A 12,648-nucleotide genomic window follows, 5' to 3' on the forward strand; every position below is an offset into this window, starting at 1 on the left:
GTGTTACGTTGCAAAGGCTCAACAGTCAATCATCGCTCGCAACCAAGTCTAAGCTATTTCCGAACATCCACTTTGCGTGCAAATCCAGTCAACATTTTCTTACTGTTTCTCGGGAGCGCCCCAAGGGTGCCCATATTTGCCTACGCCCCCAAGTCAATGACACGTTGCCTTTTAACTATGAAACTGATTGAACTCTCGCAGTGCTTTCTCTCGCCTTTCATCCAGGTAATTCGCTAGGTCCTCTATGTGAACACCTCTAAGGCTCTTTTGGCTCCAATCAGTTCGTACCAACGGTAGGGTGACTGGAAAGTCGTTGATTTTCCTTAGGAGTTTGGCAAGCGACAAGTGTTGAAAGAAGTCATCTCGAACCTGCTCCAATGGGATAATAGGCAAACCGTTGTAGCGTGCGAGTAGTAGAAATCTTGTGTCCATTACGTATTATTCCTGCCTATTGCTGTCGGTCCAATTTTGCACTAACTCGACATGTCTGAAGCGGCAACTGTTTCCAAGGTGTTAAGTCATGGAAAATAAAAGAAAAAATATTACTAAAAATGCAACCTTAAGTTGTGCGCCGATGATGGATTGGACCGATCGGCACTGCCGCTACGTGCACAGGCTGCTGAGTGGACAAACCTTGCTCTATACCGAAATGGTAACGGCTCCAGCGCTGGTGCGGGGCGGCGCGATGCACCTGTTGGACTACAACCCACAAGAGCACCCGGTTGCGCTGCAACTGGGTGGTTCCGACGCGCAGGAACTGGCACAGGCGGCGCGGTTTGGGGCGGATGCGGGCTATGACGAGATCAACCTGAATTGCGGTTGCCCCTCGGATCGGGTGCAATCCGGCACGTTTGGGGCGGTACTGATGAAAATGCCGGGGCGGGTGGCGGAATGTGTCTCCGCAATGCGGGAAGCGGTGGATGTCGACGTAACCGTGAAATGTCGCATCGGCGTGGATGAACAGAACCCCGAAGAAGTTTTGCCCGCGTTTTTGGAACAGATCCGTGCCGCGGGTTGCGAGCGAGTGACGATTCACGCACGCAAGGCATGGCTGCAGGGGCTCAGCCCGAAAGAGAACCGGGATATTCCGCCCTTGGACTATGATCTGGTGCACCGGATGAAGGCGGCGTTTCCTGATATGCATATCTCGATCAACGGTGGCGTTGTTTCGCTGGATGAGGCGCGAACGCATCTCGATGCGGGGCTGGATGGCGTTATGATCGGGCGAGCCGCCTATCACCAGCCGACCGATATTCTTGCCGAGGCTGACACTGTGATCTTCGGAACAGGGCAAGCGACTGACCCGACTGATGTTGTTCAAAAAATGGTGCCCTATGTCGAAAGCCACCTTGCCGAAGGGGGGCGGTTGCATCAGATCACCCGTCATATGCTGGGCCTGTTCGCCGGGCGTCCCGGCGCGCGGGCGTGGCGGCGAGCCTTGTCCGAAGGCGCAGTGCATGAGGGCGCTGGCCCCGAAGTGATGCTGCGGGCGCTGGAGCACGTGGCGCCTTTGGCCGAGGTTTGAAGGAACGAAGATCGGTAAGGGGGAAAGATGCCCGAGACGATGTTGCTGGCCCAGATGCTGGGCCTATTGCTTGTGATCGGGGCGCTGGCCGGAGTGCTGGCCGGATTGCTGGGCGTTGGCGGTGGAATCGTGCTGGTACCCGCGTTTTTCTATGCGTTCCAGACGCTTGGATATGGCGGCCCACAGCTGATGCAGCTGTGTCTGGCGACGTCTTTGGCGACGATCATTGTAACCTCGATCCGTTCTGTGCTGGCGCATAACAAGAAAGGCGCGGTGGACTGGGATATTCTGCGCGGCTGGGGGCCGGGCATTGCCGTGGGCGCAATTATTGGCGTGCTTGTGGCCACGGCGCTGCGGACCGAGGCGCTGCAGGCGCTGTTCGGTATTCTTGGGATGGTCATCGGGGCCTATCTTGGGTTGGGAAAATCCGAGTGGCGGCTGGGTGATGCAATGCCCAAGGGCATCCGCCGCGCGGTGCTGTCCCCATCAGTGGGCTTTCTGTCGGTGCTGATGGGGATCGGAGGTGGCAGTTTCGGTGTGCCGCTGATGAGCCTGTTCAACACGCCGATCCACCGCGCTGTGGCCACGGCAGCCGGGTTCGGCGTGATTATCGCGGTTCCTTCTGTTCTGGGCTTTCTGTTCCTGGATATCGCACCGGAACACCGCCCACCGTTGACCATCGGTGCGGTCAATCTGGTTGCCTTTGCTATTGTCGTCGCCATGACCATGATCACCGCGCCCTGGGGGGTGAAGCTGGCCCACGCCATGGACCCCAAACCGCTCAAGCGCGTCTTTGCAGTGTTCCTGACGCTGGTCGCCCTGAACATGTTACGAAAGGCGCTGGGATTATGAGCGATTTTCACGAAAAGGGCTGGATCAAGTTTCCCTACGACCCCGTGCTGGCGGATTGGGTGGGGCACGCTTTGCTGGCGGCCCGCGCCTCTGTCACTGACCCGACCCATGCACAATGGATGGATTGTGAAGGGACGTGGTTCATCGGTGTGGACGCATTGGACAACGACATTCAAGGTCGGGTCGGGCAGTCAGGCGCTCTGTCCGGGCAGGCCATGGACTACATCACTCAACAGTACGGAGAGCTGCCGTTGCACAAGGGGCAGGTCTCGGTGATCTATCCCGGCTATCCGCAGCCTCGGCGGGGTGAAAGCGAAAGCGCAGCGCGGTATCGCCTGAAACGGGACGCGGCGCATGTGGATGGGTTGCGCCCGATGGGGCCGGACCGTCGTCGGCGAGTGGATGAGCCTCATGCCTGGATACTGGGCATTCCCCTTACGGACGCCAGCGTGGATGCTGCACCGCTGGTGTTGTGGGAGGGCAGCCACCAAGTCCTGCGCGCCGCGTTTGCCCGTGCATTGGACAGTCATCCCGACGACAGCCTGCATCAGGTCGATATCACCGACATTTATCAGGCGGCCAGGCGCGAGGTGTTTGATACCTGCACGCGCATCGAACTGCCCGCCAAACCTGGCGAGGCCTATCTGCTGCATCGTCATTGCTTGCATGGGGTGGCACCGTGGGGTGCGCATGCATCGGCCGGACCGGATGGACGGATGATCGCCTATTTCCGCCCAGAATGCGCTGGGGGAGTAGCCGAATGGATCGAATCCGCCTAACGTCCTGCCATTATTACGGTTTGGAGGCTTTGCCAGATGATTACGGTCCACAGAAATTCCGACGGTGCGCTGCTCGAGGTTGAGCTGTCCGGCGAAGTGACCAGCAAAGATTACAGTGAAGTTCTGGTTCCCGCGATTGAGTCCGCGCTGGCCGACAATGACACGGTGCGCCTGCTAGCCGTGGTTCAGCCCGAGTTCAAAGGCTACGATCTGGGCGCTGCTTGGGCGGACACCAAGCTGGGTCTCAGCCATTGGCGTGGGTTCGACCGGATTGCCGTAGCTGCGGATCAGGGCTGGGTGCAGACCGGTATCCGTCTGGCTTCTCCGATCCTGCCATGCCCGGTTCAGGTCTTCGAACTGTCGGAACTGGAGGCCGCACGCCGCTGGATGCGCGAGTCATTGGGAGCCATCCATGTAATCGACCTGGGCAGCCCCTGTGTTCAGGTCAGCCTGCTGGGAAAGCTGGACCCCGAGGAATATGCGCGGGCCGAGCTGGATCTGGACAATCTGCTGGTCGGCAAAAACGGTTTTCGGCTGCTGGTTGATCTGCGCGAATTCGATGGCTGGCAGGGACTTACGGCGCTGGCGTCACACTTCCAATTGGTGCGCAAACACGCCGGGTTGTTGAACCGCGCCGCCATCGTGGGGGACAAAACCTGGCAGCATATCGCGCAGAAAGCGGCCAGCCATATTCTGGGGACGCGCACCCAGTTCTTTCCCTCGGAAGAGATCGAAAACGCCAAATCCTGGCTTGCCGCCGGATGAGACGGTAAAGGGAGGCTTAAACTGACGTGAGGGTAAGCCGCCTTATTCTTGACTGGTTGGTCAAAAAATGACTACACAGAGCGTGTTCTTCCGCCGTACCACTTCGGAAGGACGCAAATTCTGAAGCGCGCCGCTGTGGACTGCCACTCACTCACACAAGTGTTCGAACTTGTCCCCCTCGAAGTTCTTACCAGCCTGCAGTGGCGCAGGTTCAGTCCGGACGGATTTCCAGAAATAGTTAAGTGTTATTCACACGCGCGGAACGACCACCGCGGCGCTTGGCCAGACGGGGTTTGCGCGAGGGCAGTTGATCCATGATTTCTGCACGTTCGGTGCTGTCCATTTTGGACCAGCGCGAAATCTCATCAATCGTGCGAAAGCAGCCGGTGCAGATGCGTTCGGTCGGGTGTACGACACAGATTTGGACGCACGGGCTTTCAACCTCGTTCCTTTTCCAAACCATGTCGGTCATTGGCGTACTCCGTCCGTTACAGAAAGCGCAGCCGATCCAGCGCTCCTTGCAGAATATAGCCTGCGGCGACGTGATCGATAACCTCTCCGCGACGTTTTCGTGTCGTATCCGCCTCTAAAAGCGCTTTTTCGGCCGCAACGGTGCTGAGTCGCTCGTCCCAGAAACCGATCGAAACTTCGGTCAGGCGCGACAGGTTGCGGGCAAAGGCGCGGGTCGATTGGCAGCGGGGGCCTTCGGTTCCGTCCATGTTTTTCGGCAGGCCGAGGATGACGCCACCGATCTCGCGATCGGCGATGATTTCAAGCAGGCGGGCGGAATCCAGCGTGAATTTTTTGCGCCGCACGGTTTCCAGAGGGCTGGCCACGCCGCGCATTCGGTCCGACACCGCCACGCCAATGGTTTTTTCCCCTAGATCCAGCCCCATAAGCGCGGTCGTCGGCGGCAGCGCGGTTGCGAATTCCTCGAACGCGTCGTGGATCATTGTGCGATCCCGGCCTGTAATGCGGCGGCGTCGATCAGTTCAAGAGCATCGGCGTTACCTGCAAAGACTTCCATCGCCTCGTTTTTGATATCGATGGCGCGTTGACCTTCGCCCAAAACGCCTAGGGCTGCGATCAGACGGGCCCATTCCTCGGGTGAGCCACCTTCGCTGGCAAGGCGTTCAGACAGTTGATCGACCATGCCCCTGATCATCTCTTGCCGCTCTTCCGGGGTCAGCGCAGCGGCGGCATCGACATCATCCTGACTGGGACCGGTGGCAGCGGGGGCGGGGATGTCCGGCGCGTTGAATACACCCGCGCGGAAGGCCAGCTCGTCCAGTTGCGCGCGGATGGCCTCCGCCCATGGTGCGCCGGCAGGAGCATCGCGCAGGGCATCGACCCAGACTCGGTATCCAACGTCGGGGCGCCCGATCTGAACCATCATCTGCCCCAAATAATACTGGGCCGGACCATGACGCGGGTCGCGCTGCAGTGCCTGCTTCAGCGCCTCTTCCGCCTCAGGCGACACATAGCCGCCCGCGGACAGGATCAGCATCTCGGCCAAATGCGAATATGCATCGGCCGGAACCTCATCGCCGGACAGTTCAATCACACGTTTCTGAGCTTTGTAAGCGGCCGGAAAATTGCCTGCATTCGCCTCGTGCTGCGCCAGCAGGATATGGCCTTGTAGATCGTCCGGGCGTGCTGCAACAGTGTCGCGCAACTGTACCAAAAGACTGGCGTAACTTTCATCCAGCTGCGGCTGCTCGGCGGGTTGCGCTGCGGCTTCGGCTTCGGCCTGGCTGGGGCGGTCGGCACGCAGGGCTTCGGCCTGTTCCTTGCGCAGGGACAGAGGCTGATCCGGAAGTCCGGCGGCACCCATCTGGCGGTACATTTCAGCACCGCCGCCCACTACGATCATAGCTATGACAACAAAGGCGGCAATGGTGGCCCATACCGGTGCCCCGGCCTGTTTGGTTCCGGCCTGCATCTGTGCGTCTGCGGCCAGAATGCGACGCGAGATTTCAGTGCGGACCCGTTCGGCATCGGCCTCGCCGATCACACCGCGCGCCAAATCCTTGTCAACGCCAGCCAACTGTTCACGATAAACGCGCAAGTCATATGCCGCTGCGGGTTCGCGTGTTTTGCGACCACGCAGCAAAGACAGGCCCAAGATCAGCGCCGTCAGCAGCGCGGTTAAAATTGTGACGACCAGGAACGACATAGCTACTCCGATATGGCTGCCCTGACTTAGACCTCTCGGCGGGGCGAAAAAAGGGGCAAATGGCCGCGCGAGGACGTCATGTCGCAATAATCGGGCGGATGTCGCAATAGTTCGATATTGTGGCGTTGTGTGGCAGGGCTAAACTGTCCGCACGCGGCATACCTGCGCCAATCACCGAACCGGATGGATTCGCTCATGAAACACTACTCAGCCTTTGCTGTGGCGCGGGAGGCCCTGCGCTATCACACCGGGTGGGAGCGCGCGTGGCGCTCACCCGAACCCAAGAAACGCTATGACGTCATAATCGTTGGCGCTGGGGGGCATGGTCTGGCGACGGCCTATTACCTTGGCAAGAACTACGGCATCCAGAACGTTGCCGTCATCGAAAAAGGCTGGCTGGGCGGCGGTAACACCGGCCGGAACACGACCATCATCCGGTCGAACTACCTGCAGGATCCGTCGGCGGCGATCTACGAAAAAGCGCGCGGCCTATATGAAGATTTGAGCCAAGATCTGAACTATAACGTCATGTTCAGCCCGCGCGGCGTCATGATGCTGGCCCAGACCCAGCACGAAATTCGCGGCTACCAGCGCACGGCGCACGCCAACGCTCTGCAAGGCGTCAAGACCGAGTGGATCGGCCCCGAGCGCGTGAAGCAGTTGGTGCCGATTATCAACATCGACGGCCCGCGCTATCCGGTACTGGGTGCGCTGTGGCAGGAACGCGGTGGCACCGCCCGTCACGACGCCGTGGCCTGGGGCTATGCACGTGCGTGTTCGGCTATGGGTATGGACATCATCCAGCAGTGCGAAGTCAAAGGCATCCGTTCGGATAACGGCCGGGTTGTCGGCGTTGACACCACCAAAGGTGCCATCGACTGTGATAAGCTGGGCATCGTGGTCGCGGGCCATTCCGGTCAGCTGGCCGAGATGGCGGGCTTCCGTCTGCCGCTGGAGGCGATCGCGCTGCAGGCGCTGGTGTCCGAACCGATCAAACCCTGCATGGATGTGGTCGTGATGGCCAACACCGTGCACGGATACATGTCTCAGTCCGACAAAGGCGAGATGGTAATCGGCGGCGGCACCGACGGGTTCAACAACTTTACCCAGCGCGGCAGCTTCCACCACATCGAGGAAACCGTCCGCGCACTGGTCGAGACCTTCCCGATGATCTCGCGCCTGAAGATGCTGCGCCAGTGGGGCGGGATCGTGGACATGACCGGCGACCGCTCGCCCATCCTGTCGAAAACACCGCTGCAGGGCTGCTTTATCAACGGCGGCTGGGGTACCGGTGGCTTCAAGGCAATCCCGGGGTCCGGTTGGGGCATGGCACAGCTGATGGCCACCGGCCATTCACCGCTGACCGAGGCCTTTTCGATGGACCGCTTCAAAGAAGGCCGCTTCATCGACGAGAGCGTTGCCGCCGGGGTGGCACACTAAGGGCTCTGCCCAAGGTGGCCAGCTAACAAAATTCAGGTCGGCCCATGTGCCGACCGACCGCCAAAAAGGATGACCATATGCTGATCCTGAATTGCCCGTATTGCGGCGTTGATGCCGAAGAAACCGAACTGGCCGCTGGTGGTGAGGCGCATCTGAAGCGCTTCGGTCCAGGCTCGTCGGATGACGATTTCCACGATTACCTGTTCATGCGTGAAAACCCCAAAGGTGTTCACTTTGAACGCTGGCGCCATGCGAATGGCTGCGGCAAGTGGTTCCACGCCGCCCGCTGCACGAACACTCTGGAAGTGTTCGGCACGTACTCGGCCCAAACCACTGAGCCGCCGCAAGAGATCAAGGACGCCATCACCGCCAAACGTCCGGGATGGACATGGAGAGAGTTTTCCTGATGCTCCGTCTTTTCAAAAATACTCCCGCCGGAGGCTTTGAAGCCTCCACCTGCGAAAGGTCCGCAAAATGAGCACCCGTCTCGCAAAACAGGGCCGGCTGATTAACCGGTCGAAACAGGTCACTTTTACCTTCAACGGCACCTCGATGCAGGGCTATGAGGGCGACACGCTTGCCTCGGCCCTGCTGGCCAACGATCAGATGATGGTGGGCCGGTCGTTCAAATACCACCGTCCGCGCGGTGTCGTCGCCAGCGGTGCCGAAGAGCCGAACGCTTTGGTCGGTCTGGGGCAGGGCAACCGGTTCGAGCCGAACCAGCGCACCACCACGACCGAGCTGTTCAACGGGTTGACGGCGATCTCGCAGAACCATTGGCCGAACCTCGAGTTCGACATCGGCGCGGTGAACACTGTATTCGCGCGCTTCCTGCCGGCCGGGTTCTACTACAAGACGTTCATTCATCCGAAACCGTTCTGGAAACACGTCTACGAACCCTTCATCCGTCAGTCCGCTGGTTTGGGCAAAGCGCCCGACAAGGACAGCCGTGACGCGGACACCTATGAGCACTTCTACCACTTCACCGATGTTCTGGTGATCGGTGGCGGTGTGGCTGGCCTGCAGGCCGCGAAAGTTGCGGCGCAATCCGGTGCCAAGGTCATGCTGATCGAGCAGACCGCGCATTGGGGTGGCCGTGCTCCGGTTGATGGCGGTACTATCGACGGTGAGCCTGTGGATAAGTACGTGGAACAAGTGGTTTCCGAACTGGAAGCAATGGACAATGTCACCCTGCGCAATCGCTGCATGGGTGCAGGCGTCTATGACCACGGCTATGTGCTGGGCTATGAGCGCCTGACCGACCACACCCCGGGCGTCCAAGGTCCCCGTCACCGCCTGTGGCGCATTCGCGCCAAGCAGGTTGTGACCGCCACCGGTGCTATCGAACGTCCGCTGTCTTTCGCAGGCAACGATGTGCCCGGCGTGATGCTCGCCGCGGCCATGCGCGATTACGTTGTGAACTGGGGCGTAACCCCGGGTGAACGCGTGATCGTCGCCACCAACAACGACGACGCCTACCGGACCGCGATTATCCTGCAACAGGCCGGAGTGGACGTTCTTCGTATCGTCGATGCGCGGACTGCGGCGGGTCCGCTGGCTGAAGAGGCGCGTCAACTCGGAATCCGTGTCGATCCGGGCAAAGCTATTGCCAAGGTCAAGGGCGGCAAGCGCGTTAAAAAGGTCGCGCTGTGCAATCAGGAAGGCATCGGCGGCGCTCGCGAAGAAGTTGAATGCGACGCGGTTGCCATGTCGGGCGGCTGGTCTCCGGTTGTGCACATGTGGTCGCATTGCGGTGGTAAGCTGATCTGGGATGAGGCAAACGCCCATTTCCGCCCTGATCCCTCACGTCCACCTCTGGGAGCAGATGGCGAAGGGTTCGTTCTGGCAGCTGGGGCGTCGAACGGTCCGCTGGCATTGGGTGAAGTTCTGGCCGACGCGCATGCTTCCGGTAAGGCGGCAGCCAAGGCGGCTGGCTTCAAGCCGAAGAACACCAAGGCTCCGCAGGGAGAAACCACGGCAGAGGCCGCGATGGAGCCGGTCTGGCTGATGCCTGCCAATGCCGAAGTCCAATTGCGCATGAAGTCCTGGTTGGATTTCCAGAACGACGTCAAAGTCTCTGACGTCCAACTGGCGGCGCGCGAAGGCTATGAGAGTGTCGAACACACCAAGCGTTACACCACGTTGGGTATGGCGACCGATCAGGGTAAGCTGAGCAATATAAACGGCTTGGCAATCCTCGCTGATGCACTGGATGCGGAGATTCCCAAGGTTGGAACCACCACATTCCGTCCTCCTTACACGCCCATCTCACTGGCGTCGATTGGCGGCGAGGCACGTGGTGATGTGTTCCAGCCGATCCGCCGCACGCCGATGCATGACTGGCACGACAAGAACGGCGCCGATTGGGAGCCGGTCGGACACTGGCGCCGGACTTATGCCTATGTCCGCCCCGGTGAATCCGTGCATGACGCCGTGAACCGTGAGGTAAAGAACACTCGTGAAAACCTCGGCCTGCTGGATGCTTCAACGCTTGGCAAACTGATCGTCAAAGGCCCGGATGCCGGTAAGTTCCTGGACATGCTGTACACCAACATGATGTCCACGCTGAAGGTCGGCAAATGCCGCTATGGTCTGATGTGCTCGGAAAACGGTTTCCTGATCGACGACGGCGTTGTTGCCCGTATCGATGAGGACACCTGGCTGTGCCACACAACCACCGGTGGAGCCGAGCGTATCCATGGCCACATGGAAGAGTGGCTTCAGACCGAGTGGTGGGACTGGAAAGTCTATGTCGCCAACGTGACCGAGCAATACGCTCAGGTTGCCGTGGTTGGCCCCAACGCCCGCAAGGTGCTGGAGAAGTTGAACGCGCAAGCGGGCGGCGGCATGGATCTGTCGAAAGAGGCGCTGCCCTTCATGGAATGGCGCGATGGCAAGATCGGCGCGTTCGATGCGCGGGCCTACCGCATCTCGTTCTCGGGTGAGTTGTCCTATGAGATCGCGGTCCCTGCATCTCAGGGTCAGGCGTTCTGGGATGCCCTTGTCGCGGCAGGTCAGGAATTCGGTGTCATGCCTTACGGCACCGAGTGCCTGCACATCCTGCGGGCCGAGAAGGGCTTTATCATGATCGGGGACGAGACCGACGGCACCGTGATTCCGCAGGATCTGGGACTGCACTGGGCACTGTCCAAGAAGAAAGAGGACTACCTCGGCAAGCGCGCCCATTCGCGCACCCATATGGCCGATCCAGACCGCTGGAAACTGGTGGGTCTTGAGACTGTGGATGGTTCCGTCATCCCGGACGGCGCTTACGCAGTCGGTGACGGCGTCAACGCCAATGGCCAGCGCAACATGATCGGGCGTGTGACCTCGACCTACTATTCGGCCAACCTGGGCAAGGGCATCGCCATGGGCCTGATCAAACACGGTCCCGACCGCATGGGCGAAACCGTCGATTTCCCGGGCACGGATGGTAAAACCTACAAAGCCAAGATCGTAGACCCGATCTTTTTTGACAAAGACGGGGAGAAGCAGAATGTCTGAACCCATAAGCGCACTGAACCACGCCAGCTATGACGGCATCGCCAAGATCGAGGAATGCGGCCTGCAGGGGATGATCACCTTGCGGGGCGATCTGTCCGACAAGGTACTGGCAAAGGCGGTCAAGGACGCAACCGGGCAGAAAATGCCCGGCCAGCGCGAAGCTCTGGTCAACGGCGATACCGGCGTCTGCTGGATGTCCACTGACGAGTTGCTTGTGCTTGTTTCTTACGCCGAGGTCGAGGCCAAACTGGCCGCAATGAACAATGCGCTTAGCGGCACACATGCGCTCGCCGTCAACGTCTCAGACGCGCGTGCGGTGTTCCGTATCTCGGGCGCAAGCGCGCGCGAGGTGATGGGCAAGGTCGCGCCGGTTGAGCTGTCAGTTGAAGCGTTTCAGCCCGGCCAGATCCGCCGCTCGCGTCTGGCCCAGGTGGCAGGCGCGTTCTGGATGGACGACGCTGAAAGCTTCCGCGTCGTCTGTTTCCGCTCGGCTGCCGACTACGCGTTCAAACTGCTGAAGGTTGCGGCGCAACCGGGTAGCGAGGTTGGGGTCTACTAGTCCGGCTGCAAGTCATGAAAAAGCCCCGAGTGTTCGGGGCTTTTTTAGCATTCAACTGCGCCGGATTTTGCACTTTCCAAATGTTTTTGGAGGGTTTTCCAACCAGCGCCGAACGAAGGTGCCGCGCAGACCGATGGATTTGCTTTCCGGGTCGATCCTAGCGAAGTAGTCTATCCAAAACTGCTGACCATTCGTGGCTGTGGGTCTGCTTTGCCAGTAAAAGAGGTAATGACCTTTCCGGTTTCTTCTAACCTGGGTTGGTGTAAAGCCGTAAAAGTCTGTCGCGTGGTCTGCTTTCATGTGCTGGGTGTCAATTCTGAACACGTATTGCGGTGCAATCCAGCCACGGCTTTCTTGGTTCTGTATGGCGCATTCAAAGATCAGCGGTTCGCCAATTGCCATTTGCGCTGTCATCGTTGCACCGAAAACCAATGGCAGCAACCGCTTCAGCAATGCAGAACGTTGATGTTTTTTTTTGTCACACAGGTTACCCTCAGAATTTAGTGACAGAAGGCGATCAGCCCTGTTTCCTCCAGACTGGATCATGCTCAACGATTGCGCAGTTGCCTGTGCCGTAGGGTTTATTCGACGCGCTGACGTTGCCGAAAGTGCCCCGCACCTTGACCGTGTTTTTGGCTTGATTGAGGTTGGCCTGATACCGCATCCGAATGGCCTGACCTTGCGAACTTGGGAGCGTAACCCGCCAGGTCATTTGGTATGTGTTGCTATTGCGGGTTTTAAGGTCGGCATCTGTCCAGTCATGATACCCGTTGATGACCTGCGCCTTGCCGGTTTCGGGGTCCAGACGGAAGTAATATTCCGGTGCAATCCAGCCGTCACGGCCTTTGACTTTGCAGTGATAGGTAAGCTCTTGCGCCGCGACGGATTGGGCGGCGAAAGCCGCAACGAGAAATACCAGGAAACGTTTCATTTTTTTCTCTTTTTTTGAGTTGGTTGCCTAGGGTCAGGACTCATAGCCAATAGATGACGAGTGCTGCGAGGGCGATGGCTGACAGGAAGACCTTCGGGCACCTGTCGTAGCGGGTCG

14 protein-coding genes are annotated in these 12,648 nt (G+C 59.3%); 8 read left to right on the forward strand and 6 right to left on the reverse strand.

Going from position 1 to position 12,648, the window contains the following annotated elements; genetic code table 11:
- Positions 1-171 precede the first annotated feature (171 nt).
- Complete coding sequence (locus tag ACR1XY_RS23425) at positions 172-432, reverse strand: pyocin activator PrtN family protein (RefSeq protein ID WP_480597051.1); 261 nt, start codon at positions 430-432, stop codon at positions 172-174.
- Between the two features lie 88 nt (positions 433-520).
- Here ACR1XY_RS23425 and dusA point away from each other — a divergent pair, with 88 nt between their 5' ends.
- The 4 genes from dusA to ACR1XY_RS23445 are packed head-to-tail and all read left to right on the forward strand — an operon-like array spanning position 521 to position 3,921.
- The gene (gene dusA, locus ACR1XY_RS23430) at positions 521-1,525 is read left to right on the forward strand and encodes a tRNA dihydrouridine(20/20a) synthase DusA (protein ID WP_480597055.1); all 1,005 of its coding nucleotides are present in this window, start codon (positions 521-523) and stop codon (positions 1,523-1,525) included.
- Positions 1,526-1,552: 27 nt separating this feature from the next.
- Positions 1,553-2,377, forward strand: coding sequence for a sulfite exporter TauE/SafE family protein (locus ACR1XY_RS23435; RefSeq protein WP_480597059.1), 825 nt, complete (start codon positions 1,553-1,555; stop codon positions 2,375-2,377).
- Positions 2,374-3,156 carry a hypothetical protein gene (locus ACR1XY_RS23440; RefSeq protein WP_480597061.1) on the forward strand — a complete coding sequence of 261 codons (783 nt, stop codon included), beginning with the start codon at positions 2,374-2,376 and terminating at the stop codon, positions 3,154-3,156. The genes ACR1XY_RS23435 and ACR1XY_RS23440 overlap by 4 nt, the downstream gene beginning before the upstream one ends.
- Before the next feature lie 36 nt (positions 3,157-3,192).
- Complete coding sequence (locus ACR1XY_RS23445) at positions 3,193-3,921, forward strand: SpoIIAA family protein (protein ID WP_480597063.1); 729 nt, start codon at positions 3,193-3,195, stop codon at positions 3,919-3,921.
- Between the two features lie 238 nt (positions 3,922-4,159).
- On the opposite strand, the gene ACR1XY_RS23450 is transcribed toward ACR1XY_RS23445, so the two are convergent.
- The 3 genes from ACR1XY_RS23450 to ccmI are packed head-to-tail and all read right to left on the reverse strand — an operon-like array spanning position 4,160 to position 6,097.
- Entirely contained in the window at positions 4,160-4,393 is a 234-nt protein-coding gene (locus ACR1XY_RS23450; RefSeq protein ID WP_480597066.1) for a DUF1289 domain-containing protein, read from the reverse strand.
- A gap of 16 nt (positions 4,394-4,409) precedes the next feature.
- Positions 4,410-4,874: a Holliday junction resolvase RuvX gene (gene ruvX, locus ACR1XY_RS23455; RefSeq protein ID WP_480597069.1), complete on the reverse strand. Its 465-nt coding sequence runs from the start codon at positions 4,872-4,874 to the stop codon at positions 4,410-4,412.
- A complete protein-coding gene (gene ccmI / locus ACR1XY_RS23460; protein WP_480597071.1) occupies positions 4,871-6,097 on the reverse strand; it encodes a c-type cytochrome biogenesis protein CcmI in 1,227 nt (408 codons plus the stop codon). Before ccmI ends, ruvX begins: the two co-directional genes overlap by 4 nt.
- A gap of 195 nt (positions 6,098-6,292) precedes the next feature.
- Between ccmI and ACR1XY_RS23465 the strand changes: the two genes are divergently transcribed.
- From ACR1XY_RS23465 to ACR1XY_RS23480, 4 genes are all read left to right on the forward strand, one after another.
- Positions 6,293-7,537 carry a sarcosine oxidase subunit beta family protein gene (locus ACR1XY_RS23465; RefSeq protein WP_480597073.1) on the forward strand — a complete coding sequence of 415 codons (1,245 nt, stop codon included), beginning with the start codon at positions 6,293-6,295 and terminating at the stop codon, positions 7,535-7,537.
- A 77-nt stretch (positions 7,538-7,614) separates the two neighbouring features.
- Positions 7,615-7,944 carry a sarcosine oxidase subunit delta gene (locus ACR1XY_RS23470; protein WP_480597076.1) on the forward strand — a complete coding sequence of 110 codons (330 nt, stop codon included), beginning with the start codon at positions 7,615-7,617 and terminating at the stop codon, positions 7,942-7,944.
- Between the two features lie 67 nt (positions 7,945-8,011).
- Positions 8,012-11,041, forward strand: a complete 3,030-nt coding sequence (locus ACR1XY_RS23475; RefSeq protein ID WP_480597078.1) for a sarcosine oxidase subunit alpha family protein — start codon at positions 8,012-8,014, stop codon at positions 11,039-11,041.
- A complete protein-coding gene (locus ACR1XY_RS23480) occupies positions 11,034-11,600 on the forward strand; it encodes a sarcosine oxidase subunit gamma (RefSeq protein WP_480597080.1) in 567 nt (188 codons plus the stop codon). Before ACR1XY_RS23475 ends, ACR1XY_RS23480 begins: the two co-directional genes overlap by 8 nt.
- 51 nt (positions 11,601-11,651) lie before the next feature.
- Here ACR1XY_RS23480 and ACR1XY_RS23485 read toward each other — a convergent pair whose 3' ends face one another.
- Together ACR1XY_RS23485 and ACR1XY_RS23490 are read right to left on the reverse strand one after the other, a co-directional pair.
- Positions 11,652-12,146 carry a hypothetical protein gene (locus tag ACR1XY_RS23485; RefSeq protein WP_480597082.1) on the reverse strand — a complete coding sequence of 165 codons (495 nt, stop codon included), beginning with the start codon at positions 12,144-12,146 and terminating at the stop codon, positions 11,652-11,654.
- The gene (locus tag ACR1XY_RS23490; RefSeq protein ID WP_480597085.1) at positions 12,118-12,531 is read right to left on the reverse strand and encodes a hypothetical protein; all 414 of its coding nucleotides are present in this window, start codon (positions 12,529-12,531) and stop codon (positions 12,118-12,120) included. The genes ACR1XY_RS23485 and ACR1XY_RS23490 overlap by 29 nt, the downstream gene beginning before the upstream one ends.
- Between the last annotated feature and the right edge of the window lie 117 nt (positions 12,532-12,648).

It is taken from the genome of Ruegeria sp. AD11(2025), assembly GCF_056542405.1.